Annotated in this window: 22 protein-coding genes; 17 read left to right on the top strand and 5 right to left on the bottom strand. The window is 73.5% G+C overall.

The window, feature by feature from the left end; all coding sequences use genetic code 11:
- Positions 1-42 precede the first annotated feature (42 nt).
- Positions 43-1623 (bottom strand): glycosyltransferase family 2 protein, encoded by a 1581-nt coding sequence (locus tag KRR39_RS17410; RefSeq protein WP_216938744.1) that lies wholly within the window; start codon positions 1621-1623, stop codon positions 43-45.
- Positions 1620-3533, bottom strand: coding sequence for a glycosyltransferase family 2 protein (locus KRR39_RS17405; protein ID WP_216938743.1), 1914 nt, complete (start codon positions 3531-3533; stop codon positions 1620-1622). Before KRR39_RS17405 ends, KRR39_RS17410 begins: the two co-directional genes overlap by 4 nt.
- A gap of 102 nt (positions 3534-3635) precedes the next feature.
- On the opposite strand from KRR39_RS17405, the gene KRR39_RS17400 reads away from it, so the two are divergent.
- Genes KRR39_RS17400 through KRR39_RS17390 form a run of 3 tightly spaced genes read left to right on the top strand, consistent with a single transcriptional unit; the run spans position 3636 to position 6610 of the window.
- Complete coding sequence (locus tag KRR39_RS17400) at positions 3636-4127, top strand: PH domain-containing protein (protein WP_216938742.1); 492 nt, start codon at positions 3636-3638, stop codon at positions 4125-4127.
- Positions 4124-5491 (top strand): PH domain-containing protein, encoded by a 1368-nt coding sequence (locus KRR39_RS17395; protein ID WP_216938741.1) that lies wholly within the window; start codon positions 4124-4126, stop codon positions 5489-5491. The genes KRR39_RS17400 and KRR39_RS17395 overlap by 4 nt, the downstream gene beginning before the upstream one ends.
- 12 nt (positions 5492-5503) lie before the next feature.
- Positions 5504-6610, top strand: coding sequence for a calcium:cation antiporter (locus tag KRR39_RS17390; RefSeq protein ID WP_216938740.1), 1107 nt, complete (start codon positions 5504-5506; stop codon positions 6608-6610).
- On the opposite strand, the gene KRR39_RS17385 is transcribed toward KRR39_RS17390, so the two are convergent.
- Positions 6600-7574 carry an SAM-dependent methyltransferase gene (locus tag KRR39_RS17385; RefSeq protein WP_254185224.1) on the bottom strand — a complete coding sequence of 325 codons (975 nt, stop codon included), beginning with the start codon at positions 7572-7574 and terminating at the stop codon, positions 6600-6602. The two genes, KRR39_RS17390 and KRR39_RS17385, sit on opposite strands and share 11 nt — an antisense overlap.
- Before the next feature lie 151 nt (positions 7575-7725).
- Between KRR39_RS17385 and KRR39_RS17380 the strand changes: the two genes are divergently transcribed.
- From KRR39_RS17380 to KRR39_RS17340, 10 genes are all read left to right on the top strand, one after another.
- The gene (locus KRR39_RS17380; RefSeq protein ID WP_216938739.1) at positions 7726-8622 is read left to right on the top strand and encodes a Rossmann-like and DUF2520 domain-containing protein; all 897 of its coding nucleotides are present in this window, start codon (positions 7726-7728) and stop codon (positions 8620-8622) included.
- The gene (gene panC, locus KRR39_RS17375) at positions 8619-9476 is read left to right on the top strand and encodes a pantoate--beta-alanine ligase (RefSeq protein ID WP_216938738.1); all 858 of its coding nucleotides are present in this window, start codon (positions 8619-8621) and stop codon (positions 9474-9476) included. The genes KRR39_RS17380 and panC overlap by 4 nt, the downstream gene beginning before the upstream one ends.
- On the top strand, positions 9476-9892 hold the full coding sequence (gene panD, locus KRR39_RS17370; protein ID WP_216938737.1) for an aspartate 1-decarboxylase: 417 nt from the start codon (positions 9476-9478) through the stop codon (positions 9890-9892). The genes panC and panD overlap by 1 nt, the downstream gene beginning before the upstream one ends.
- 10 nt (positions 9893-9902) lie before the next feature.
- A complete protein-coding gene (locus KRR39_RS17365) occupies positions 9903-11240 on the top strand; it encodes an L-aspartate oxidase (RefSeq protein WP_254185223.1) in 1338 nt (445 codons plus the stop codon).
- Positions 11240-11548 (top strand): hypothetical protein, encoded by a 309-nt coding sequence (locus KRR39_RS25085; protein WP_254185222.1) that lies wholly within the window; start codon positions 11240-11242, stop codon positions 11546-11548. Before KRR39_RS17365 ends, KRR39_RS25085 begins: the two co-directional genes overlap by 1 nt.
- Positions 11545-12459, top strand: coding sequence for a carboxylating nicotinate-nucleotide diphosphorylase (nadC, locus tag KRR39_RS17360; RefSeq protein ID WP_254185221.1), 915 nt, complete (start codon positions 11545-11547; stop codon positions 12457-12459). Before KRR39_RS25085 ends, nadC begins: the two co-directional genes overlap by 4 nt.
- Positions 12456-13244, top strand: coding sequence for a type III pantothenate kinase (locus KRR39_RS17355; RefSeq protein WP_216938736.1), 789 nt, complete (start codon positions 12456-12458; stop codon positions 13242-13244). Before nadC ends, KRR39_RS17355 begins: the two co-directional genes overlap by 4 nt.
- Positions 13245-13389: 145 nt before the next feature.
- Positions 13390-13950 (top strand): hypothetical protein, encoded by a 561-nt coding sequence (locus KRR39_RS17350; RefSeq protein ID WP_216938735.1) that lies wholly within the window; start codon positions 13390-13392, stop codon positions 13948-13950.
- Positions 13947-16091, top strand: a complete 2145-nt coding sequence (locus KRR39_RS17345; protein WP_216938734.1) for a rhamnan synthesis F family protein — start codon at positions 13947-13949, stop codon at positions 16089-16091. Before KRR39_RS17350 ends, KRR39_RS17345 begins: the two co-directional genes overlap by 4 nt.
- A 27-nt stretch (positions 16092-16118) precedes the next feature.
- Positions 16119-16505 carry a CDP-glycerol glycerophosphotransferase family protein gene (locus KRR39_RS17340; protein ID WP_216942760.1) on the top strand — a complete coding sequence of 129 codons (387 nt, stop codon included), beginning with the start codon at positions 16119-16121 and terminating at the stop codon, positions 16503-16505.
- Between the two features lie 32 nt (positions 16506-16537).
- Here KRR39_RS17340 and KRR39_RS17335 read toward each other — a convergent pair whose 3' ends face one another.
- Positions 16538-17584, bottom strand: a complete 1047-nt coding sequence (locus KRR39_RS17335) for an NAD-dependent epimerase/dehydratase family protein (protein WP_254185219.1) — start codon at positions 17582-17584, stop codon at positions 16538-16540.
- 188 nt (positions 17585-17772) lie between these two features.
- Here KRR39_RS17335 and KRR39_RS17330 point away from each other — a divergent pair, with 188 nt between their 5' ends.
- The gene (locus KRR39_RS17330) at positions 17773-18693 is read left to right on the top strand and encodes a glycosyltransferase family protein (RefSeq protein WP_216938732.1); all 921 of its coding nucleotides are present in this window, start codon (positions 17773-17775) and stop codon (positions 18691-18693) included.
- Positions 18690-20531 (top strand): methyltransferase domain-containing protein, encoded by a 1842-nt coding sequence (locus KRR39_RS17325; RefSeq protein WP_216938731.1) that lies wholly within the window; start codon positions 18690-18692, stop codon positions 20529-20531. Before KRR39_RS17330 ends, KRR39_RS17325 begins: the two co-directional genes overlap by 4 nt.
- Here KRR39_RS17325 and KRR39_RS17320 read toward each other — a convergent pair.
- Positions 20528-21649, bottom strand: a complete 1122-nt coding sequence (locus tag KRR39_RS17320) for an acyltransferase family protein (RefSeq protein ID WP_216938730.1) — start codon at positions 21647-21649, stop codon at positions 20528-20530. The two genes, KRR39_RS17325 and KRR39_RS17320, sit on opposite strands and share 4 nt — an antisense overlap.
- 270 nt (positions 21650-21919) lie before the next feature.
- Between KRR39_RS17320 and KRR39_RS17315 the strand changes: the two genes are divergently transcribed.
- Together KRR39_RS17315 and lysS are read left to right on the top strand one after the other, a co-directional pair.
- Positions 21920-23836, top strand: coding sequence for a hypothetical protein (locus tag KRR39_RS17315; RefSeq protein WP_216938729.1), 1917 nt, complete (start codon positions 21920-21922; stop codon positions 23834-23836).
- A 29-nt stretch (positions 23837-23865) separates the two neighbouring features.
- Positions 23866-25383 (top strand): lysine--tRNA ligase, encoded by a 1518-nt coding sequence (gene lysS / locus KRR39_RS17310; RefSeq protein WP_216938728.1) that lies wholly within the window; start codon positions 23866-23868, stop codon positions 25381-25383.
- The last annotated feature ends 233 nt before the right edge of the window (positions 25384-25616 follow it).

Here is a 25616-nt window from a genome sequence, read left to right as displayed (position 1 = left end):
ACGGTCACCTGCTCCTGTCCGGCCACGCGCGTCATCCTCGCACTACCGCAACCGGCGGCGCACGGCTCCGAGCGCGCGACGGGCGGTCTGCCGGACGCCCGGCCGGTCGTCGGTGCGCCCGTCCGCCGGGCCGTCGTCCGGCCGCGGGGCGGTGGCGGCGGGGTGGCGCATCGGCCGGGCGACGGCCCGGGTCAGGTCGCCGGTCGGGGTCTCCACGCGCGACGAGACGTGCGTGAAGCCCTCCTCGGGCCCGTCGTACCACCAGGAGCCGGTGACGCCGTCGGCCACGTCGTCGAGGTCCTCGCCCTCGGCACGCAGCAGCAGGGCCCGGGCGAACGTCGAGGTGCGCTCGAAGCGGGCCGAGGTGCCGTCCGGCATCATCACCGACAGCAGGCCGCGGTTCTGGCCGTTGGCCTCCCGGGTCATCCGCCGCAGCGTGTCGCGGCTCGGCGACCAGCCGGCCGGGGCGACCAGCCGCCAGGCGGCGGGGTACGCCGTCGCCGACAGCTCGGCGCCGAACTGCACCCGCGGCTCGCCGACGTACTCCGCGTGCAGCATGCGGGCGTCGAGCTGGGCGTCCTCGAGGGGCGGACGGCGCTCGTCGCCGTGCTGGGTCCAGTCCCCGAGCAGCACGACCTCGAGGTCGGCCACGTTGCCGGTGAGCAGCCCGTCGACGGTGTAGGTCACGTCCTCGAAGGACGCGCCGCGGGTGTCCACGACGGCCTGCAGCCACGGGACGGAGTAGCTGCGGCCCTTCTTGCGCCAGTGCCGCAGGTCGGTGATCCGGTCGGTGACGAACGGCCGGTTGTAGCGGTTGACCTCGTTCTGCCGGCGCATCACGGTCGAGCGGCCGAGGTGCCAGGAGCGCGCCTCGCGGTCCGGGACGAACAGCGCGCCCCGCTGGGCGAGCCGGTAGCCGAGCTCGACGTCCTCGCCGAGCTTGAGCGTGGAGTCCAGGCCGCCGGTGGTGAGGTAGAAGTCCCGGCGCACCGACGCGCTGGCGCCGACGTGCACGAGGTAGGCGTGGAACGTGCAGGCGTTCAGGTCGTCGTGCTTGGCGACGAACTCCTCGACCCAGTCGTGGGTGGCCGTCCAGCGGCCGTCGAAGAGCTTGCCGGCCCGTCCGGCCCGGACCTCCTCGAAGGCGTCCTGCACCGACGGCATGCCCTCGGCCGGGTCCATGAACAGCTTGTGGCCGAGGACCACGGCGTAGTCGACGAGGTGGTGCCAGCGCAGCTGCGCCTCGACCTCGTCGTGGTGCAGCAGCATGTCGGAGTCGAGCCAGTGGATCACGTCCCCGTCCGCGAACTCGGCGCCCTGGCGGCAGGCGTGCGCCCGGCCCCAGGACTCCGAGGTGCGCAGCACGCTGGTGTTCTCCGGGCGCAGCTCGGGGAGCTGGAGCGCGGGCGTGCTGCCGTCGTCGACCACGACGACCTGGAGCAGCTCGGCGGGGTAGGTCTGGGCGGCCAGGCCGGCCAGGCAGTAGGGCAGCGTCTCCGCGGCCTGGTGGGCCGGGATGACCACGCTGACGGAGAGCTCCGGCTTCCAGGCGCCGAGCACCGGTGGCGTGAGGTCACGCCACGCGTTCCCCCAGACTCGGGACTGTGCGGGTTGCTCGGTCATCCAGGGGGCTCCTCGTGAGGCGTCCGTGCAGGCCGGTCGGTCGGTTCGTGCTCCAGCAGAGGACTCGGCCGAAAGCCCCTCCACTGCTGCCGGGATCGGCCCCGGCTCACGAAGTATCCGAGTCCAGGCTCCCAGGTGTGCCCGGCGGACTGTCGGCGGAGTAGGTAGTTGAGCCCGTGCGTCCGGTAGATCGTCCCTCCTGCGGCCCGCAGCGCGCGGAACAAGTTGGCGTCGACGTACTTGCGCGTGTCGCGGAAGCCGCCCACCGCGGCGTACGCCTCCCGGGACACCATCATGGTCCCGCCGGCCACCACCGAGGTGTAGCGCTCGGTGACGTCCCGGCGGCGCACCGTCACCCACAGCGGCTCGACGAACAGGAACTCCGGCGGGCAGCCGACCAGGTCGGCACCGGAGTAGCCGCGGGCCAGCAGCAGGTCGGTGACGAAGTCCGGGCCGTACCAGTCGTCGTCGTCCATCTTCAGCAGCACGTCGCCCGAGGCCCGCCGGGCGGCGTCGTCCAGGACGTTGCCGAACGACCGGTCCGTGGGCGCGCCGACCGCGGTCACCGGCACGCCGGACCGCTCGGCGAACGCCGCCAGGAGCGCCGGGTCGGCGTCGAAGCCGTGGGTGGTCAGCTGCAGCTCCAGGTCCGCGCCCCGCTGGCGCCCCACCTGGCGCAGGGCGTGCTCGAGCATGTCGGGTCGCCGGGTGGTGAGCAGCACCGAGACCCGGGTCGCCGGCTCCGGGCGTACGTCGACCGTGTCGGCCGTCCCGCGGCGCCAGGCGCCGGCGCCGTGCCCGGCCAGCGCGGCCCGGCGCAGCCGGATGCTGCGCACCTCGCGGGCCAGGTCGTCGGTGAGGTCGGCGTCCCGGTCCAGCTCGGCGACCAGCGCCGGCACGAGCAGGGCCCGCGCCCAGGCCGGCACCGGGTCGGCGGTCAGCGGCACGCCGGCCATCGCCAGGCCGGCGACCACCCGGGCGTAGGACACCGGGCCGTCGCCGCCGTCCCAGTCGACGTGCACGCCGGTGTAGGGCCGCAGCTGCTCGACGTGGCCGTCGCCGAGTCCGGCGCGCGAGTCGACGACGACGTCGGTGGCGCCCGGGGCGCGGACCTGGAGCAGGTGCCGGCCGCCGGCGAGGGGTCGCAGGTGGGCCGCGGGGACCGTGGGCCGGCGGCTGAACCCGACCGGGTTCAGCACCACGTCGTCGAGCGGTCCCAGGGAGAGCGTGCCGGTGGGCACCCGGGTGACCTGGACCCGGCCGGTGACCGGGTGCGGCGCTTCGGCCGTGCCGTCGGGCGGCGTGTCGAGCAGCAGTACGTCCGCGGTGTCGTCGGGGGCCGGGTCGCGCAGCGCCGCCTCGCTGCCGACGATCGCGAGCGCGTCCCCCGGCGGCCAGTGGTGCGGCTGGTCGAGCCGGGCGCCCAGCACCGGCCAGCCCGGGGCCATCAGGTGCGCGGGGGAGGTGCGGCGCGCGAGCTCGGCCAGCACCTGGCCGGCCGGGACCGGCGCGGCGAAGGAGGCATGCACCCGTGCGCCGCCGTCGGCGGTGTCCACGGCCAGCGACGTGAGCCGCGGCCACGTGCGGGACGGCACCAGGGTGGGCGGCTGGCCGACGAGCTCGAGCAGCACGCAGGCGACCCGCTCGGCCCGCGGCAGGCCCTGCGCGGCCGCCACGGCCCGGCGCAGCGCGACCCGGTCCCGGACCACGACGACCACCGCGTCGACCTGCTCCAGCACGGCGCCGAGCTCGTCGGTCATCGGGGAGGTCAGCGACCGCTGGTCGGCGCGGGCGGTGAACCGGCCGAGCGCGGCGACCTCTCCCGGCCCGAGGGCCGGGTCCCGCACGAGGAGCACGTGCGCGGCCGGGTCGAGGAAGGCGTCGAGGCCGGACGGCGAGCGTGGGTTCACGGGTGGCACCAGCCGACGACCCCGTTGTCCATGCCCGCAGTCTAGGTCGTGGCTGCCGCGTCGGGCCGGTCCCCCTCGCGGTCCGCACGTAGTCTCGTGCGCGTGGACGACCTCTTCGCGCCCCCCGGGAACGACTGGCGGCCGGTGTCCCCGGCCCTGGCCCGGCTGCGCAGGTCGGTGCTCGGCGCGGCGGGCGTCGTCGGGCTGGTGCTGGTCGTCGTCGCGACCCTGCTGTGGTCCCTGCCGGTGCTCGTGTGGCTGCCGGCCGTCGTGGTGCTGCTCGCGCTGCTGGCCTGGGGCTGGCTGCTGATCGGGCGCAACGCCCAGTGGTGGGCCTACGCCGAGCGCGACGAGGACCTCTACGTGAAGCACGGGGTGCTCTTCCGGGCGATGGTGGTCGTCCCCTACGGACGCATGCAGTACGTCGACGTGCAGGCGGGGCCGCTCGAGCAGCTGTTCAAGATCGCCAGCGTGCACCTGCACACCGCCAGCCCGGGCACCAGCGCACGGATCCCCGGGCTGCCCGCGGACGAGGCGGCCCGGCTCCGGGACCGCCTCACGTCGCAGGGCGAGGCGCAGGCAGCGGGGCTGTGAGCGAGCCGGAGCGGCCCTACAAGCGGCTGTCCCCCCTGACCCCCCTGGTCCGCAGCTTCCTGCTCGTGGTCGCGGTGGCCGCCTCCACCTGGGACGACCTGCTGCGCGGCGACGCCGGGCCGATCGCCTGGCTGCTGCTGGGGCTGCTGGTCGCCGGCGCGGTGTACGGCGCCGCCTCGTGGCTGCGCACGAAGTACTGGATCGAGGCCGACGAGCTGCGGGTCGACACCGGCGTGGTGTCCCGCCAGTCGCGGCGGATCCGGGTGGACCGGCTCCAGGGCATCGACATCAGCCAGCCCTTCGTCGCTCGGATCTTCGGGCTCGCCGAGCTGAAGATGGACGTCGCCGGGGGCGGGGCCCGGGAGGGGTCGCTGGCCTTCCTGCCGCTCCGGGAGGCCCAGGACCTGCGGACCGCGCTGCTGGCCAGGCGGGACGCCGTCCGGGCCGGGGAGACCGACCGGGCCGAGCCCGCCGCTGCCACCGACGAGTCGGTCGGGTCGGGGCCGGTCGTCGGGGCGGTCGCCCCGCCCGACCGGGTGCTGGTCTCGCTGGACCCCGCCATGCTCGTTGTCAGCCTGTTGCTGTCGGCGGAGTTCGGGGCGTTCCTGGTCTCGACGCTGGTCTTCGCCGGGCTGTTCGTGTTCTTCGGCCAGATCGTCGGCGGCCTGGCCGCGGCGGTGCCGCTGCTCGGCGGTCTCGCGGTGACGCTGTTCCGCAAGCTGTCGGCCTACTACCGGCTCACCGTCTCCGAGACGCCTGCCGGTCTCCAGGTCCGGCGCGGGCTGTTCGAGCTCGACGCGCAGACGATCGCGGTGTCCCGCGTCCAGGGCGTGGTGGTCACCGAGCCGCTGCTGTGGCGCCGGCTCGGCTGGGCCAAGGTCGACGTGTCGCTGGCCGGCTACACCAGCGGCGACCGCGACGGGAAGCCGTCGACGTCCACGGTGATGCCGGTGGCCCCCCGTGCGACGGCGCTGTGGCTCGCCCGCCGGCTGCTCGAGGAGGCCGGCTCGCCCGACCCGGACGCGGTGCCGCTGACCGGGCCGCCGCAGCGGGCCCGGTGGGTGGCGCCGGTGCGCCGGCGGTTCCAGCCCTCCGGCCTGGGCGAGCACCTCCTGGTCAGCCGCGAGGGCGTGCTCGGGCGGCGTACCCACGTCGTGCCCTACGCCCGGGTGCAGTCCCTGCAGGTCCACCAGGGGCCGTGGCAGCGCCGGTTCGACCTGGCCGACCTGCGCGTGGACAGCCCGCCCGGACCGGTCCGGGTCCGGCTGCGGCACCGCGACGCGGGCGAGGCGCGCCGGCTGCTCGACCGCGCCAACGAGAGCGCCCGCCGGGCCCGGAGCGGGCAGCTGCCTGGATCCGTCTGACAGGGTGAGGTCATGCCCCCCCGCTCGATCCAGTCCCGGCTGACCCACGCCTGGCCGACGGTCGTCCCAGCGGTGGCCGTGGTGGCGCTGGCCCTGACCTGGGGCCGCGGCCTCGGGCCGGTGGCCGTCGGCCTGGTGGCCCTGGTGCTCGCCGGTGCGGTCCTGGCCGCCGTCCAGCACGCCGAGGTGATCGCCCACCGGCTCGGTGAGCCCTACGGCTCGCTGGTGCTCGCGGTGGCGGTCACCGTCATCGAGGTGGCGCTGATCGTGACCCTGATGGCGTCCGGCGGCGAGAAGGCCGAGTCGCTCGCCCGCGACACCGTCTTCGCCGCCGTGATGATCACCTGCAACGGCATCGTCGGTCTCGCGCTGCTCGCCGGCGCCCGGAAGTTCGGGGTCTCGAACTTCAACCCCGAGGGCACCGGCGCGGCGCTCGCCACCGTGGTCTCGCTGGCCACCCTGAGCCTGGTGCTGCCGACGTTCACCTCGAGCGCCCAGGGCCCGCGGTTCTCCTCGGCCCAGCTCGCGTTCGCCGCCATCGCCTCGCTGGTGCTCTACGCGCTGTTCGTGCTCAACCAGACCGTGCGGCACCGGGACTTCTTCCTGCCCGTCACGCCGTCCGGCGAGGTCGCCCCGCCCGAGGTGCACGCCGACCCGCCGACCGCCCCGGCCGCCTGGACCAGCCTCGGCCTGCTGCTGCTCGCGCTGGTCGCGGTGGTCGGCCTGGCCAAGGTCGAGTCGCCCTCGATCGAGGCCGGCGTGAAGGCGGTCGGGTTCCCGCCGTCGTTCGTCGGGGTCGTGATCGCGCTGCTCGTGCTGCTCCCCGAGACGCTGGCGGCGTTCCGCGCGGCCACCCGCGACCGCGTGCAGATCAGTCTGAACCTGTCCTACGGCTCCGCGATGGCCAGCATCGGCCTGACCATCCCCGCCATCGCGGTCGCCTCCATCTGGCTGGACGGCCCCCTGCTTCTGGGTCTCGGGTCGGTGCAGATCGTGCTGCTCACGCTGACCGTGGTGGTCAGCATCCTGACCGTGATCCCCGGACGTGCGACCCGCCTGCAGGGCGCCGTGCACCTGATCCTGTTCGCGGCGTTCCTGTTCCTGTCGGTCAGTCCCTGACCGTCACGACCCAGAAGAAGTCGCCGAGGCCCCCCTCGGCGGTCAGCTCGGCCGCCTCCGTCGCGCCGGCCAGCGCCCGGACGTAGGCCGCCGGGTCGCGGGTCGCGAGGCCCAGGTCCGGCCGCTCACCCGAGACGCCGAGCTCGCGCAGCACGTCCCGCTGGCGACGTACGACGCCCCCGACCCGGTCCGCCACGGCGTCCACGGCCACGTGCGCGGTGACGTCGCGGGACCCGTCCGGGAGCACGTCGACCTCCTGGCCGCGGCGGTAGGAGCGCAGCGAGCCGAAGGGCGGCCGGTGCTGCGCGGTGTGGCCGTAGTCCACCGCGACGGCGATCCCGCGGGTCACCCGCGCGACCACGTCGGCCCAGGCGGCGTCCCGGGTGCTGCCCACCTCGGCGCGGGTGCCCGGCTCGCGGGCGTCCAGCGGCCACCACCGCTCCACCCAGGCGGCCAGCGACGGCGCGACCGTGGAGTGGCCGAGCGGCTGGCCGAGCGTCTCCTGGCCGGTCGCGGGGTCGACGTGCACCACCACCAGGCGGCCGTCGGGGGCCACCTCGACGACGTGGCAGGGGATGTTGTCGAGCCACTCGTTGGCCACCACCAGCCCCTCGACGGCCTCGGGCAGCGCCGTGGTCCAGGCGATGGCCGGGTCCAGGCCGGGTGGCCGTGCGGCGACCTCGACGCCGAGCAGGTCCAGGCCCGGGTCCAGGGCTCGCAGCGCGGTCAGCAGCTCGCCGCGCCCGGCGCCGATGTCCACCACGGTGTCCAGGCCGGCCTCCCGGGTCATCGTGGCGAGCGCCCGCGCGAACAGCGGGGACGCGTGCACGGAGGTCCGGAAGTGCGCCGCGGGCGCCTCGCGACGGAAGAACCCGTCGGCGCCGTACAGCGCGGCGTCCCAGGCCTGCTTCCAGGTCGGGTGCGGGGTCGGCGGGGGTACCGCCGGCATGCCGAGCGAGGTCATCGCGCCAGGCTACGGGCCGGGGGGAGCCGTGTGACGCAGGCCACCGGCCGGCCGGGTGTCCGCCCGGGCGGGCCGCGCGTACGCTCGACCGTGCACGCATCAGGCCGTCCGGTACCTCCTCGTGGGGACTGGAACGAAAGGTGATGAGTCCATGACCCGTATCGGGGTAGTCGGCGCCGGGCGCGTCGGCGCGGTCCTCGCGGCAGCGCTCCACGCCGCAGGGCACGAGATCGTCGCCGTCGCGGGCGAGTCCGCCGCGTCGCGCACCCGCATCGAGACGCTGCTGCCGGGCGTCCGGGTCGACAAGCCGACCGCCGTGTCGCGGTCCTGCGACCTGCTGCTGCTCACCGTGCCCGACGACATGCTCTCGAACGTGGTCACCATGCTGGCCGCCGCCGGCGCGATCCGTCCGGGCCAGCAGGTCGTGCACACCTCGGGCAAGCACGGCCTGGCGGTGCTCGCGCCGGCCGCCGAGGTGGGCGCCGAGGTCCTCGCGATGCACCCGGCGATGACGTTCACCGGCACCCACGTCGACGTCGCCCGGCTGCCCGGCTGCGTGTTCGGGGTGACCGCGACCGACGGCACCCGCGCGCTCGCCCGCACCCTGGTCGCCGACCTCGGCGGCAGCGTCGTCTGGGTCGACGAGGACCGCCGCACGCTCTACCACGCGGGTCTCGCGCACGGCGCCAACCACCTGGTCACGCTGGTCTCCCAGGCCATGGACCTGCTCCGCGAGTCGGGGGCCACCGACCCGGCCGCGACCCTGCGGCCGCTGCTCACCGCGGCACTGGACAACGCGCTGACCTACGGCGACGCCGCGCTGACCGGCCCGATCGTCCGCGGCGACGTGGAGACGGTCCGGGCACACCTCGCCGAGGTCGCCCGCACCGCGCCCGGCACGTTGGGGTCGTACGTCGCCCTGGCCCGGGCCACCGCGAACCGCGCAGTGGTCGACGGACGGCTGCTGCCGCTGCGCGCCGCCAAGCTGGTGAGCATCCTCAACGACGCGCTCCCGGCGCCCAGCCCGGCCGCCCGGCGGGGCGCGTGACGCTCGTCGCCCGGTCCCGTGCGGAGCTCGACGACGCGCTCCGGCCGCACCGCGCGCGGGGCGGGACCGTCGGCCTGGTGCCGACGATGGGTGCGCTGCACGGCGGGCACGCCGCGCTGGTCCGGGAGGCCGCGGAGCGAGCCGGGACCGTGGTGGTGTCGCTCTTCGTGAACCCGCTGCAGTTCGGGGCGGGGGAGGACCTCGACCGCTACCCGCGCACCTTCGACGCCGACCTCGAGGTCTGCCGGGCGAACGGCGCCGCCGTGGTGTTCGCACCCTCGGTCGACGAGGTCTACCCCGGCGGCGACCCGCAGGTGACCGTCGAGCCGGGTCCCCTGGGCGGGGTGCTGGAGGGCGCGACCCGGCCCGGCCACTACCGGGGCGTGCTGACGGTCGTCGCCAAGCTGTTCGGGCTGGTCCGGCCCGACGCCGCGGTCTTCGGTCAGAAGGACTACCAGCAGCTGGTGCTGGTCCGCCGGATGGTCGACGACCTCTGCATGGGCGTCGACGTCGTCGGCGCCGCCACGGTCCGGGAGGACGGCGGCCTGGCCCTGTCCTCGCGCAACGCCTACCTCGACCCCGGCCAGCGCCGGTCCGCCCTAGCCCTGTCCCGGGCGCTGCGGGCCGGGGCGGACGCCGGGCCGGCGGGCGCCGCGCGGGTGCTCGCCGACGCGGGCGCCGTACTGGCGGCGGCGGACGGGGTCGACCTGGACTACCTCGCGCTGACCTCCCCGGGGCTCGGCGACCCGCCCGAGGCGGGCGAGGCCCGGCTGCTGGTCGCCGCGCGGGTGGGCAGCACCCGGCTGATCGACAACCTCGCCGTGCACCTCGGCACCCAGGAAGGGCACCACTGATGCTGCGCACGATGATGAAGAGCAAGATCCACCGCGCCACGGTGACCCAGGCCGACCTGCACTACGTCGGCTCGGTGACCGTGGACGAGGACCTCCTGGACGCGGCCGACCTGCTGCCCGGCGAGCTGGTGCACGTCGTCGACGTCACCAACGGCGCCCGGCTGGAGACCTACACGATCGCCGGCGAGCGCGGGTCCGGGGTGCTCGGCATCAACGGCGCGGCCGCGCGGCTGGTGCACCCCGGCGACGTGGTGATCCTGATCGGCTACGCGCAGATGGACACCGCCGAGGCCCGCGAGCTGCGCCCGTCGGTGGTGTTCGTCGACGCCGGCAACCGCGTGATCGGCACCGGCCACGACCCCGCCGAGGCGCTGCCCGGGACGGGACTCGTCCGTGGCGACGCGCCCGCCCGTTAGCCTCGGGCGTGTGAGCCTGCCGCAGCGCCTCGCTGCTCCCCCTCCCGGCTGGACGACCTATGCCGACGTCGTCGTCATCGGCTCCGGCATCGCCGGCCTGACCGCCGCGCTCCAGCTGCGCGCCTCGCCGTCGGTGGGCTCGGTCATGGTGGTCACCAAGGACCTGCTCAGCGCCGGCTCCACGCAGTGGGCGCAGGGCGGGATCGCCGCCGCCCTCGGCCCCGGCGACACCCCCGACCAGCACCTGCACGACACGCTGGTCGCGGGCGCCGGGGTCTGCGACGAGGAGGCGGTGCGGGTGCTGGTCACCGAGGGCCCGGACGCCGTGCGCGAGCTGATCTCCCTGGGCACCGTGTTCGACCACACCGAGGCCGGCGAGCTGTCCCTGACCCGGGAGGGCGGGCACCACCGCGACCGGATCGCGCACGCGGGCGGGGACGCGACCGGCGCGGAGATCCAGCGCGCCCTGGTCGCCGCCGTCCGGGCCGCCCCCGACATCGACGTCACCGAGCACGCCCTGGTCCTCGACCTCGTCCCGGGGGCCGACGGCGGGGTCGCGGGAGTGACCCTGCACGTGATGGGCGAGGGCCAGCGCGACGGCGTCGGCGCGGTGCTCTGCCGGGCGGTGGTGCTGGCCAGCGGGGGGCTGGGCCAGGTGTTCTCCGCGACCACCAACCCGCCGGTGTCCACCGGCGACGGGATGGCGCTCGCGCTGCGGGCCGGCGCGGTGCTGCGGGACCTGGAGTTCGTGCAGTTCCACCCGACGGTGATGTGGCTGGGCGCGGGCTCCACGGGCCAGCAGCCGCTGATCTCCGAGGCGGTGCGCGGCGAGGGCGCCTTCCTCGTCGACGACGCGGGCGAGCGCTTCATGCTCGGCCAGCACGAGCTGGCCGACCTGGCCCCCCGCGACGTGGTGGCCAAGGCGATCATGCGCCGGATGCGGGAGACCGGCGCCGAGCACGTGTGGCTCGACGCCCGCGGCTTCGGCGCCGAGAAGTGGGAGCGCCGCTTCCCCACGATCCTGGCCACCTGCCGCTCGCACGGGGTGGACCCGGTCACCGAGCTGATCCCGGTCGGGCCGGCCTGCCACTACGCGTCGGGCGGCGTCGCCACCGACCTGCACGGCCAGTCCTCGGTGGCCGGCCTCTTCGCCTGCGGCGAGGTCGCCTGCTCCGGGGTGCACGGCGCCAACCGGCTGGCCTCGAACTCGCTGCTGGAGGGCCTGGTGTTCTCCCGCCGGATCGCCGCGCACCTGGCCACCGGCCTGCCCCCCGGCAGGAACCCGCCGAGGACCCGCGGCCGCCCGGGCTGGTGGGCGGGGACGTGCGCGGCGGGCTCCAGCACGTGATGACCGAGACCGCCGGGGTGCTGCGGTCCGCCGCCGGGCTCTCCGACGGCGCGGCCGCCCTCGACCGGCTCGCCGCGCGGACGACGGACGTGGCGGACGTCGCGGCCTGGGAGTCGACCAACCTGCTCACCGTCAGCGCCGCCCTGGTCGACGCCGCCGCGAGGCGCGAGGAGACCCGCGGGTCGCACTGGCGCGAGGACTTCCCGGAGCGCGACGACGCGCACTGGGCCCGGCACGTCGACGTCGTGCTCGACGCCGGGGTGCCCCGGCTCGCCCTCTCACCCGTCCTCACAGGAGCCCTCGCGTGACCAGCACCGACCCGACGACCGCACTGGACCTGGAGCTCGCCGCTGCCGGCCTCGACCCGCGGGCCGTCTCCGCCGCGGTCGCGGCGGCCGTCGCCGAGGACCTGCCCGGCGAGGACGTGACCAGCGCCGCCACGCTCGACCCGGCACGGACCGCCTGGGCCGACCTCGTCGCCCGCGCCGACGGCGTGGTGGCCGGCCTGGCGGTCGCCGAGCTGGTCTTCCGGGCCGTCGTCGGCCCCGACGTCGAGGTGCGCCGGTCGGCCGCCGACGGTGACCGGGTCGTCCGCGGCGACGTGCTGCTCTCCGTGCACGGCGCGGTGCCGGCCCTGCTCACCGCCGAGCGGACCGCGCTGAACTTCCTGTGCCACCTGTCCGGCGTCGCCACCGCCACGTCCCGCTGGGTCGACGCGCTGGCCGGCACCGGCGCGCGGGTCCGCGACACCCGGAAGACCACGCCGGGCTTCCGGGCCCTGGAGAAGTACGCCGTGCGGTGCGGCGGCGGTCTCAACCACCGCGCCACCCTGTCGGACCAGGCACTGGTCAAGGACAACCACGTGCTCGCCGCGGGCGGCGTGGTGCCGGCCTACCGTGCGGTCCGCGCACGCTACCCGGGCCTGCCCGTGCAGGTCGAGGTCACCACCCTCGACCAGCTCCGCGAGCTGCTCGACGCCGGCGCCCCGGAGATCCTGCTCGACAACATGTCCACCGCGCAGATGGCCGAGGCGGTCCGCGTGACCGCCGGCCGGGCCCGGCTCGAGGCCTCCGGAGGGTTGACCCTCGAACGGGCCCGCGAGGTCGCCTCGACCGGCGTCGACCTGATCGCGGTCGGCGCGATCACGCACTCCGCGCCGGTGCTCGACGTCGCGATGGACCTGCGCCCGGGAGGCACCGGCCGGGAACCGGCGTCGTGAGGCCGCTGCTCTGCGCCGACATCGGCAACAGCCACACGACGATCGGCCTGCTCGACGACGGCGACCTCGTCGACCACTGGCGGGTGGCGTCCGACGAGCGACGTACGGCGGACGAGTGGGGCGTGCTGCTCAAGGGCCTGCTCAACGACTCGCCGGTCGACGCCGACCTCCGCGGCGTCTCCGTCTGCGCGACGGTCCCCGCGGTGCTCCACGAGTGGCGCGACATGCTGCGGATGTACCACGGCGACGTCCCCCAGGTGATCGTCGAGCCGGGGGTGCGGACCGGTGTCCCGGTGCTGATGGACAACCCGCGCGAGGTCGGCACCGACCGGATCATCAACGCGCTGGCGGCCTCCCAGCTGTTCGGCGGCCCGGCGATCATCGTCGACTTCGGCACCGCGACCACGTTCGACGTGGTCAGCGTCCGCGGCGAGTACGTCGGCGGGGCGATCGCCCCCGGCATCGACATCTCCCTGGAGGCGCTCGGTCGGCGCGGCGCCCAGCTGCGCAAGGTCGAGCTGCTCCGGCCCCGGTCGGTGATCGCCAAGAACACCGTCGAGGCCCTGCAGTCGGGGGTGCTCTACGGATTCGCGTCGCTGGTCGACGGCATCGTCGACCGGATGACCGAGGAGCTCGGCCTGCGCAACGACGACCTGACCGTGATCGCCACCGGCGGCCTCGCCCCGCTCGTCGTCGAGGAGTGCGCGGTGTTCACCGAGCACCAGCCCTGGCTGACGCTGCAGGGGCTGGAGATCGTCTTCGGCCGCAACCGGCCGGACGCCTAGGTCTCCGGCGCGGCCCGCTCAGCACCGAGGTCGCCCTGAGGGCTGCTGCGGGCGCGGATGCTTCGCCAAGCGTCGGGCCCATGTTAACGTCAGCCGTCGACCGTTCTGCTGGGGACCAGTGCGACAGGGAGAGGTCTACCACCTCATGGGAGCCGAACCAGACCCGCGCGGCATCGTGACCGAGTCCCGCGGGGAAGTGCAGATGCTGCGGGAAGAGCTTCGTCTGTGCCGGCTCGAGCTCGCCCAGGTCCGCGAGGAGAACGAGGCCGTCCGGGAGAAGCAGGCGCGGCTCCGCCGGGCCCGCGCCCGGGCGCAGCGCGAGTCCACGATCCTCGCCAAGGCCCTGGTCGACGTCCTCTACCGGGAGACGCGTCGCCGCGCCCGGGCTGCGTGGTGGCAGCGCGGTCGGGGGGACGTGACCCCCGAGGAGTGGCGCCAGATCCAGGTGCTCCGCCAGTCCGGGCTGTTCAGACCCGTGTGGTACCTGCGACGGAACCTCACCGTCGCCAAGCTGGCGGTCGACCCGGCCCTGCACTTCCTGCGCGACGGCCACAGCCAGGGCCGCGACCCCGGTCCCGACTTCGACCTGCTCGGCTACCTCGACACCCACCCGGAGCTGCGAGAGTCCGGGGAGAACGCCCTCCTGCACGCCCTCGAGGTCGGCGACGCGCCTGAACCGCGGTCCGGTCCGGCGGCGCCGGCGTGACGTCCGCCGACTTCCTGGCCCAGTGGCGGTGCCTGGTCGGGCACTGGGTGTCCGAGCGCCGCACCGGGCCGGGTGCAGCCGACGTGCGCGACCTGCTCGACCGCGGCCTCGACGCCGTCGTGGCGGACCTCCACCGTCCCGGGTCCGGCCGGCCGGCGCCCTCGGTGCCGTCGGAGCAGGACCTGCTGCGCTGCGAGACGGCCGTGGTGTCCCGCAGCGGGCTGCTCGACGTGCCGCTCTACACGCGGGTGAACCCGCCGGTCCGCAACGGCAAGATCGGGGCCGCCGAGCACTTCTGCGGCACCGGCTGGCAGACCCTGTGCAACCCGAGCCGCGAGTTCGACGTGTGGTGGTACTGGGCGGAGTACCTCGACCCGACGGCGGCCGACGTCGACCCGCTGCTGCACTACCTCCTCGTCGGCCGGCACCTCGGCCACGCACCGGTCCAGCCGCGCCTGCCGCCGCGGCCCCCCGCGACGTACGTCGCCGGCCGGCGACCCCGGCGCGTGTGCCTGTTCGCCGGCTACGACAACGACGGCGTGGTCGACGACTACGTGCTGGACTTCCTCCGCGAGCTGAACCGCCACGCGGACGTCTACTACCTCGCGGACGGCTACGTGGAGCCGGACGAGCTGGCCAAGCTGGCGCCGTACACGAAGGGCGCCTGGGCGGTCGCGCACGGTGCCTACGACTTCGGGTCGCTGTCGATCCTGGCGCGGGACCTGGTCGGGTGGGACGTCATCGACACCTACGACGAGATGGTCTTCGCCAACGACAGCACGTTCCTGCTGCGCCCGCTCGACGACGTGTTCGCCGCGATGGACGGCCGGGCGAGCGACTGGTGGGGGCTGCAGGCCAGCAAGCACGGCTTCGAGAAGCACTCGAACCACGGCCTGCCGCTCGACGCCGACGAGGTCAAGAGCCGGATGATCGGCGAGCGCGTGATGAACGACAACGACCACCTGCACGTGAGCTCCTACTTCATGGTGTTCCGGGCGCCGGTGGTGCGCGACCCGGGCTTCCGCCGCCGCGTGGAGTCGGTGGTGCCGCAGGTCGACAAGCAGCTGGTGATCACCAAGTACGAGATCGGCCTGAGCCGCTACCTGATGTGCCGCGGCTTCGACTACGACACGTTCGTCCCTGGTCTCTACCCCTTCCACCCGCTCTACACCGAGCAGTACTTCGACCTGCTGGAGCTGGGCTTCCCGCTGCTGAAGCGCAACTTCCTCTCCGAGAACAGTCGCAACGTCCCGGACCTCGTGCACTGGAAGGAACGGGTCCTCGCCGCCGTCCCCGACGCGCCCGTGGACAGGATGGAGCACAACCTGCTGCGCGTGTCGCCCGACGACCGGCTGCAGCGCAGCTTCGCGCTCCTCCGGGACGCCGGCGCCCGCACGGTGGTGCCGCGGCCCTGGCCGTGGTGGGAGCTCGTCAGGGAGGACCGCCACGCGCCGAAGTTCGACCACTGGTGGGCGTTCCCGGTCGACGACCGCGACCACCTGCTGCCCGGCGCCTCCCGCGCCGTCCTCGAGGCGGTCCGCGACGACCCGTCGGTCAAGAAGATCGTGCTGACCCGCAGCCGGCGGGTGGACCTGGCCGGGGAGAACGTGACCGTCGCGCCGCTGCACAGCCAGCTCGGCCAGCACCTGCTCGTGCGGTCCGCGCACGTCTTCGTGCACGAGGCGCCCGGCGAGGAGGCGCCACCGCTGGTGCCGGCCCGGCTGCACCGGATCATCAACCTCGCCCAGGTCCCGCTCGAGTACGTCGCCGCCGCGGCGGAGGACGCCCCGCGGGCCCGCTACCACGCCGTGGTCACCTCCTCCCGGCTCGCGGCGCTGATCGCGCTGACCGCCTTCCAGCTCCTCGACCGCGAGGACGTCTGGGTGACCGGCGACCCGCGCAACGACCACGTCCTCGGTCCGTCCCACCGGTTGCCGGCGGACCTGCGCGAGCAGGAGGAGCGGCTGAGGGTGGTGGTCGGCGACCGGCGGCTGGTGCTCGTCGAGCCCACCTACCGCGGGGGGAGCCCGGCTACCCCCGCTTCGACCTGCGCGAGCTGGACTGGTTGTCGGGCTGGTGCGCCCGGCACGGGGTGGTCCTCGGCTTCCGCGACCATCCCTCCGACCGGGCCCGGCAGCTGACCCAGGCGCTGTCGGCCCTGGGGGGCGCTGAACCTCGCCCGCACCCGGTTCCCGAGCCTGGAGGTCGTCGACCGGGTCGCCGCCGGCCTGGTCACGGACCTCTCGGCCCGGGCGGTCGAGTTCGCGGCCACGGGCAAGCCGATGGTGGTCTTCGACGAGCGGATCAACCGCCCCGGCGACCTGCTGCACGACGTGCACGAGGTGCTCCCGGCCGCGGTGGCGCACGACTTCGAGACCTTCGCGGCGGCGCTGGAGCGGATGTTCGACCCGGCCAGCGACGAACCGCGCGAGTTCCGGCGGCGGTTGTTCGTCGAGCACCTCGACGTGCACAGCGCTCGACGGCTCGTGAACCGGGTCAGGGGGTCCTACCTGCGCTCGCGACCCGCGAGCCCGGGAGAAGCCGACCGGTGGTGAAGGTGAGCGAGCCCGCTGACGACCGCTGGCGCCTAGCCCTGCTGAGCGGCGATCCACTCTTGGAGCAGCGCGACGCCCTCGGCCATCGTGACCTGCGGGGTCCAGCCGAGCTCCTCGCGCGTGGCGTCCACCAGGCACGAGGCGTGGCGCACGTCGCCGTCCCGGAACTGTCCGGTGACGACGGGGGCCGGCGCGCCGTGGTACTCCGCGACGGTCGTGGCCAGGTCCCGGATCGTGGTGCGCACCCCCGTGCCCACGTCCACCCGGCGCACGCCGCCGACGGGCGGCTTCTCGAGAGCCGCGGTGAGCGCGGAGACGACGTCGGTGATGTAGACGAAGTCGCGGGTGATCTCGCCGTCCTCGTAGAGCGGGATCGCCTTGCCCTCACGGGCCAGCTGGGAGAACAGCGAGACGATGCCGGTGTAGGGGTTCGTGAGCGACTGGCCGGCGCCGAAGACGTTCTGCAGGCGCAGGATCGACAGGTTGACGTCGTGGGAGCCCGCCCAGGAGGCGAGGAGGTGCTCCTGGGCCAGCTTGGTGGCGCCGTAGACGCTGGTCGGGGACGGAATCGTCTCGGCGACGGTGTTCGGCAGGTGCCGCACGCCGTGGTCCCACCGGCCCGCCTCCAGCTGGGCGTGGGTGCGCAGGGACGGCCGCAGGACCTCGCCGTCGGCGCCGACCCACGTGCCCTCCCCGTAGACCGCCCGGCTGCTGGTCAGCAGGAGGTGGTCGGGTGCGTGCCCGATCCTCGTGAAGGCGTCGAGCATCTCGGTCGTGCCGACGACGTTGACCCGTCCGTGCCGGCTGCTCTCGGCGAGCGACTGGGCGGTGCCGGTCTCCGCCGCGAGGTGCACGACCGTGCTGGGACGGAGGTCGCCCAGGACCGCGTCCCAGTCCTCGGGACTCGTCACGTCCCCGACGTGGAGCTCGGCCGCGGGGTGCAGCCCGTCCGGCCGGGCCGACGTCGGGTGCACCTGCGGGTGCAGGTTGTCCAGGACGACGTACCGGTCGAACTGCCCGGCCAGGACGGGGGAGAGGGCGCAGCCGATGAAGCCGGCGCCCCCCGGTGACCAGGACACTGCCGAATCCGCCAGACATGGGATCATCGCTCCGATCGTTGGGGTGTTCCGCCCGGACTGCGCGGGTAGTGCTCCGAGGTGCGCCGGTGGGAACGACGAGAGCGGTCCGTACACTACTCGACGCCACCGGGGGGCACGAAGGCCCCTTCCGTCCATCAAGCCGTCAGCCCGACAGCCGAGGAAGTCCAGTGCCCCACGAGCCGTTTCCCGACTCGCCGGTGTCCGTCGCCGTCCAGTCGGTGCTGTACCTGACTCCCGTCCCGTCGCTCCTGCGCATGCTCGAGGCGCTCGACAACTCCGCCTCGGTCGGCAAGACCGAGCTGATGTGCGAGCGCATCGTCGTGGTGCTGGGCGACGCCTCGCCCACCCGTCTCGTCGCCGAGCAGGAGCTCGAGGAGATGCGGTCCCGGTTCACCCACCTCGACGAGATCGTCTACACCTACTTCGGTGAGAACGTCGGCACGTCGCGCGGGCACAACCTGCTCGCCGCCCTGTCGGACACGGACCTCGTCGTCTTCTCGAACCCGGACGTCGTGTGCGACGCACGGGCGCCCTGGCGGATGGCCTCGGTGCTCAACGACCCGACCGTCGGCATGGTGGAGGCCAAGCAGCTGCCCGTCGAGCACCCCAAGGAGTACGACCCGAGCACCGGGTTGACCTCCTGGGCGACCACGGCTTTCGCGATGACCCGGCGCGAGGTCTTCGACCGTCTCGAGGGCTTCGACGCCCAGACGTTCTTCATGTACTGCGACGACGTCGACTACTCGTGGCGCGTGCGGGAGGCCGGCCTCGGGGTCGTGTTCCACCCTGCGGCCGTCGTGTTCCACGACAAGAGGCTCCATGTCGACGGTTCGTGGATGCCGACCTCCGCCGAGCACTTCTTCTCGGCCCAGGCCGCGCTGCTGCTGGCCCACAAGTGGTCCCGTGACGACGTGGTGGAGAGGGTCATGAAGCAGTACCAGAAGTCCGGCATACCGCAGCAGGCATCAGCAGTCGAGGAGTTCGTACGTCGACGCGACGAGGGCGGCCTGGTCCGCCCTCACGACCCCGAGAACACGATCGGCACCTTTGTCGGGTACCGCTACACGGAGCACCGGTTCGAGCTATGAGCGATCACAAGTACGACAACGAGGTCCAGGCCGACAACAAGTTCGGTCACACGCTGGAGCTGCTGGCCAGGCACATGCCGGAGGATGCCGCGGGGGGTGTCCATCTGGACATCGCCTGCGGGTTCGGCCACATCGCGGAGCCCCTCGTCGACGCGCACGGCGTCCACTACGTGGGCATCGACGTCGACGAGGCGGGGCTCGCGGACCTCCGCGCTCGTGGCCTCGAAGGGCACGCGGCCGACCTGAGCACCGACGACGCGACCGACGCGCTCCTCAAGATCCTGGACGGGCGCCGGCTCGTGTCCGTCACGTTCCTCGACGGTCTCGAGCACCTGACCGACGGGTCGCACGCCCTCGCCGCCGTGGGGCAGCTCGTCTCGCAGGAGCGCGCCGTCGCGGTCTTCAGCGTCCCCAACGTCACCCACGTGGACGTCGCGATCAAGAACCTGCTGGGGCAGTGGACCTACACCGAGGCGGGGCTCCTCGACGCGACGCACTACCAGCTCTGGAGCGCGGGTTCGCTCGAGGCGGCACTGCGCAGGGCCGGTCTGCAGAAGGTCGACACGTACGACGTCGAGCTGGCCCGGTCCGACCAGCACTTCCCGACCGACCACGTGGGGCTCTCCGAGTCCACCACGATCGGCGAGTGGGTGCGCAGCGTCCGGCGCCGCGCCGACCCGCACGCGATCACCAACCAGTTCGTGTGGGCGGTCACCTCGGTCCCGCCACGGTCCGACAGCACGGACGTGCGGCAGGTCTCCGACACCTTCCTGAGCGTGATCATGAGGACCCAGGGGAGGCGTCCGCAGGAGCTGCGCGAGGCGCTGCTCTGCCTGGCGGGGCAGAGCAACGAGGACTTCGAGGTCGTGCTGGTCGCGCACAAGACCAGTCTCGAGGAGCAGAAGACGGTCGAGCAGGTCATCGCCGACCAGCCGCCGGGCCTGCGCTCCCGCATCAGGCTCCTGCTGCTCGACCACGGCCGGCGGTCCTCCCCGCTCAACCTCGCGCTGGCCGAGGCCCGCGGGCGCTACGTGGGGATCTTCGACGACGACGACATCGTGATGGGGCACTGGGTGGAGTCGTTCGCGGCCGCCGAGCGACAGACCCCCGGTCGGATCCTGCGCGGAGTCACCCTGCGTCAGGACGTCGCCGTCGCCCACGTCCGGGCCCTCCCCGGCGTGCGCGCGGTCAGCTCGCCGGACAGCATCTACACCCAGGACTTCTCGCTGACCGAGCACCTGGCGGCCAACCAGTCCCCGCCCATCGGCTGGGTCTTCCCCCGCTCGCTCTACCTCGACTTCGGGATCAAGTTCGAGGAGTCGATGACCACCACCGAGGACTGGGAGTTCCTGCTGCGCGCGGCGGAGATCGCCGGCGTCGCCGACATCCCCCGGGTCCTCGCGATCTACCACATCTGGAGGGACCGCGAGTCCTCCCGCACGTTGCACCCCCAGGACGAGTGGCTGCAGAACCAGCAGGAGATCGAGCGCCGCATCGACTCCCAGCCCTTCCTGCTCCCGGCCGGGGAGACGCGCAAGCTCCGCCGCGAGCTCCTGCGCCTGCGGGCCCTCGAGACCCAGACCGCCCAGCAGCAGCGGACCCTCGCGCAGCGGGACCGGCGGATCGCCCAGCTCGAGGACAGGGTCAAGGGCCTGCGGGAGCGGCAGGCCAAGGTGCGAGGTCAGCTCCAGCGTGAGCGGCGCCGGCGGGCCAGGTTGGCCCGTCAGGCCCGACGGGCCGGCCCCGCCCCCGCGACCAGCACCCCCGTGCTGGGCGGGTTGCGCCGCAGGCTGCGGCTGCGCACCCGTGCCAAGGCGCTGCTCGGCCGCGCGTCCTAGCGGCCCGCGCCCTCGACCACGACGGGCTGCGTCTCCGGGGCCTCGGCGGAGACCGCTTCGCGGGTCGGAGGTGTGCTGGTGCCGCGCCGCGCGGCAACCCGTGCGGTGATCTTGTCCTTCAGCCGGAGCGACGGGTGCTCGACGGCGTGCCAGGACAGGAACGCCAGCACGAGGGTGACCGCGGTGACCAGCGGGATGTCGACCAGCATCCGGCGGACACCGAGCTCGCCGACCAGCACCTGCTGCACGGGGAACGCCCAGAGGTAGAGGCCGTAGGACATGTCCCCGTAGCGGGCGGCCCGTCGTACGACCGGGGTGCTGGCCAGCCCGATCGCGAGCACGGCGTACGGCAGCGCGAGCCAGGAGACCCAGGGTGTCTTCCCCGCCACCACGGCGATGAAGACGGCGTAGGCGCTCACCACGGCCACGGCCACGTCGGTGCGGAAGAACCGGACTCCCCACCGCTCCGTCGCGAGCCGCAGGAGGCAGCCGCTCGCGAAGAACACCCACATGCCGGCCGCGTCCGAGAGGCGTGACCCGTAGACCACCGGGGACTGGTCGGGCGGGACCGAGCCGAGCCACAGCGACACCACCAGGAACGCTGCCACGGTGACCGGCCGGAAGCGCCGGGGCCACAGCATGAGCAGCGGCACCGCGAGGTAGCAGAAGAACTCGGCGGGCAACGTCCACAGCGACCCGTTCACCGCGTTCGGGTAGGGGATGTCCAGGAAGACGCCCGGAAGGTCGTACTGCGGCCGCAGCCAGATGTTCGTCAGGTAGGACCACGTCCGGGGCAGGTCGAAGTACTCGCTCACGGAGGAGGTCGTCGTCAGCGGCCCCAGGACGAGCACCGTGACCAGGACCAGGACCACCAGCCCGGGGAAGATCCGCAGCACCCGTGCGGTGAGGTAGGAGACCGGGTCCCGCTTGCGGTTCCAGCTGGCGGTGATGAGGTAGCCGCTGATCGAGAAGAAGACGACCACGCCGAGCGTCGCGATGGGGTACCCGAGGACGATGGGATCGTTCTCCGGACGGCCCAGCAGGAAGTAGGCGTGGCCCACGATGACGGCCACCGCGCCGACGAGGCGCAGCGCGTCGAGGTTGTTCGACCTGGGCATCAGTGATCCACTCCCCGATTCGGCGGTCCGGCTCGGGAGACCGCCGTCGTCTGGCCCCCGATCGCCGCGCGTCAGCATAGCGGCAGGCACGCCGGGGCCGGTCCCGCCGCCCGGCGACTGCGCTCTGCCGCGGCCAGATGGAAGAATGCGCCGTTCGCGCCGTGCTGCGTGCGAGCAGACGGCATCGACGAGGGGCGACGAATGCAGGTGTCAGCGGTCCGACGGCAGGCGGGTGTGGCCTGGCGACAGCCGAGGACCAGGACGAGGTCGGTGGCTCTGGTCTCCGTGCTGTGCGTCGCCGCCACCGCGCTGGTCACGCTGCGGGGAGGGACCCCGGGACCGCTCGCCCTGGTGGCGGGGACCCTGGTCCTCGGGGCGTTCGGGCAGTTCGCCCGATGGTCGGCGGCGCTGGCAGGTGCCGTGCTGACCATGCTCCTGGTGGTGGCCCTGGGGATGCAGGTCTTCCCGCTGCTGGGCCTGCCGCTGGCCGGTGCCGACGCCGCCCTGCTCGTCCTTGTGTCGCTCGTGGCGCTCGCCCTGATCCTGTCCAGGCGCAGCTCGCTCCGACTCCCTCACCGGTCCGGTGCCGTCTTCGCCGCCAGCTGCCTGGTCGTCCCGTTCCTCGCGCTGGCGACGACGTTGCTGATCGAGCTGCGTCACCACGGCTCCAAGGTCGCCTGGGTGATGTCCAACGACAGCACCTTCAACGTGATGATCGCGCGCTTCATCGTCGGCGACGGTGGGCTCCAGCCGGCCAAGCACGGGAACGTGGCGCCGCTGACCAGCGAGCTCGCGGCCCTGTTCATGGCGCCCGGGCGCTCGGTCCTCGCTCCCGCGCTGCTGATGGAGCACGACGTGCGGCGGGTCATCGAGATGCTGCTGCTCATGCTGGCGGTCATGAGCGTCGTGGGGTCGGTGATCGTGGCCCAGGTGGTTCCTGCCCGGTACCCCTGGGTCCGCGGGATCCTCGCCGTCTGCGCCGGGCTGCTGCCCTGGACCTGGTTCGTCGGCGGGTACGCCATCGGGTACGGCTTCTGGAACGCCGTCGTCTCCGGCGTGGCGCTGACCGCCACCTGGCTCGCGTGGCTGGAGGCGCCACGGTCCCCTCGGTTGTCCTCCGCGCTGCAGGCCGCGGCCACCGCGGTGTTCGTGACGGTCTGGGTGCCTCTGGCGATGGTCCCTGCCGCCTTCGGCGTGGTGACGGTGCTCCGCTACTGGCGGGTCCACCTCCGGCTGCGCGGGCTCCGCCTGGTGGCCTGGCTCGTCCCGGCGCTCGTGTTCTTCTACTTCGCCTTCGTCCTGACCAAGCCCACGGTGGCTCCGGCGGGGGGTGCGGGGGCGGTCTCGTCCATGTCCGCCCTCGCCTTCGACGGCGCCTTCTTCGCGGTCGCGCACTCGACTCCGGGGGTCATCGGGCTCATCACGATCGGATCGGTCGCGGTGGCGGCGATGTTCGGCCGGGACCGCTGGGCGCTCGTAGGGGTGCTCATCGTGGCCGTGCTCGGCTGGTTCGGGCTGCACTACCTGATGGCGCAGCGGGTCACGAACCCCACCGGTCCGTGGGGCTACTACCCGCAGAAGTTCGCCTGGCTCGTCTGCCTGCTCGCCCCCTACGCCGTGGTCCGCGCGTTCGTCGCCGTGCTCGGCGAGCTGCGGCTGCCTCCGCTGCGGCGGCTCGGGGTGGCCGTCGGCGCGGTGCTCGTCGCGGCCGCCGTCGTGGCGCAGATCCCGCCGGCCGACAACCGGCCGCCCTCGTCGGAGAGCAACCCGGGTCCCCGTCCGGCGCCGGACTACCGGGCCACGTCGATGTTCTTCCTGTACTCGATGGCGCAGCCCCACGCGGCCAGCGACTTCGACCCGGCGGCCCGGCAGATGTTCCGGTGGTCGAGCCCGGAGAAGAAGGTGGTGGTCGGCGGCTGGTACCACGACGGCTCCCTGGACGGCTTCATGAACTTCTGGCTGCTCCAGCAGACGGTCGGGACGGGCCACCCGGAGGTGCGGCCGTTCGCCTACACGCTCAACCCCAACGACCCCGCTTCGCTGTGCGTGGTGGTGAACACCTGGGGTGGTGGGGTGACGGTCAAGACGCGCCGTGCGTCGATGGAGGCACGGATGCGCAAGGTCTGCCCGGACAGCGACTTCGACGTCGACTACACCCGGGGCGGCCTCGTGCCCACGCCGCAGTGAGAGCGGGCCCCGGCCGATAGGCTGGCCCCATGACCGACCAGCCGCAGGACACCGCCCCTGACGCCGAGGTCGACGACCTCCCCGAGCAGATGCGCGTGCGTCGGGACAAGCGCGACCGGTTGATCGACGAGGGCGTCCAGCCCTACCCCGTGACCGTCGAGCGCTCGCACACGCTGGCCGAGATCCGCGCGACGTACGACGGGCAGGAGCTCGAGCCGGACACGCACACCGGAGCACGGGTCGCGGTCGTGGGCCGGGTGATGTTCCTGCGGAACACCGGGAAGCTCTGCTTCGTCCGGCTCCGTGAGGGGGATGGCTCCGAGCTGCAGGTGATGGTCTCCCTGGCGGACGTCGGGGAGGAGCGGCTGGCCGCGTTCAAGGCCACCGTGGACCTCGGGGACCTGCTGGCCGTGCGCGGCGAGGTGGTCACCAGCCGCCGCGGCGAGCTGTCGGTGCAGGCCTCCGACTGGTCGGTCGCCGCCAAGACGCTGCGACCGCTGCCCAACGAGCACAAGCCGCTGTCCGACGAGGCCCGGATCCGGCTGCGCTACGTCGACATGATGGTGCGCGCGGAGCCGCGCGCGATGGTCCGCACCAAGGCCGCGGTGCTCAAGAGCCTGCGCGCCACCCTCGACGCGCGCAGCTTCATCGAGGTCGAGACGCCGATCCTGCAGCTCACCAACGGCGGCGCGGCGGCCCGGCCGTTCCGCACCCACCTCAACGCGCTCGACCAGGAGATGCTGCTGCGCATCGCGCTCGAGCTCGACCTCAAGCGGGCGATGATCGGCGGGGTCGACCGGGTCTACGAGATCGGCCGCACGTTCCGCAACGAGGGCCTGGACTCCACGCACGCGGCGGAGTTCTCGATGCTGGAGGCCTACGAGGCCTACGGCGACCAGCACACGATGATCGAGCTGGCCAAGGACCTGGTCCGCGACGCGCACCGGGCGATCGGCAGCCCCACCGTCGTGGGTCGCGACGGCACCGAGATCGACCTGCACGGCGAGTGGCGCGAGGCGCCGATCCTGGAGCTGGTCTCCGAGGCGCTCGGGACGACGGTCGACGTGGGCACCGACGCCGAGACCCTGCGCGGCTACGCGGACAAGCACGAGGTCGAGCTGCAGCCCGGCTGGGGCCCCGCCGAGATCGTCGTGGAGCTGTTCGAGCAGCTCGTCGAGGACACCCTGATCCAGCCCACGTTCGTCATGGACTACCCCGAGGCGGTCAAGCCGCTGGCCAAGCCGCACCGCACGACGCCCGGGCTCAACGAGGCGTGGGACCTGATCATCAACGGGGTCGAGCTCGGTGCGGCGTACTCCGAGCTCAACGACCCGGTGATCCAGCGGGACCGGCTCGAGTCGCAGTCGCGGCTCGCGGCCGGCGGGGACCCGGAGGCGATGGAGCTCGACGAGGTATTCCTGAAGGCGATGGAGTACGGCATGCCGCCGGCCGGTGGAATCGGGATCGGCGTGGACCGGTTGATCATGCTGCTGACCGGTGCCAGCGTCCGGGAGACGATCCTCTTCCCGCTCGTCCGTCCCGAATGACCGCGCTGCGCCGATAAACCGCTCGGCCTATTTTCCGGGCCGCCCGCACGCTCAGGACAGGCGCAGGCGGGCCGCTGCGCCCGGTGCGCGGTGGCGAGCAGGAAATCGTCGGGCCGCGCGGGGGGAATTCCTGGGGAAATGCCGGAAAGTCCGACCCGCCGCCGGGGTTTGCCAAATGCAAACCCTCTCCCTATTCTTTTCCCGAAGCGGAAATTCCTGGGATTCGAAAGGCA

This window comes from Nocardioides panacis, from assembly GCF_019039255.1.
Classification (GTDB): Bacteria; Actinomycetota; Actinomycetes; order Propionibacteriales; family Nocardioidaceae; genus Nocardioides_B; species Nocardioides_B panacis.
This window is presented reverse-complemented; position numbering and strand designations above follow the sequence as displayed.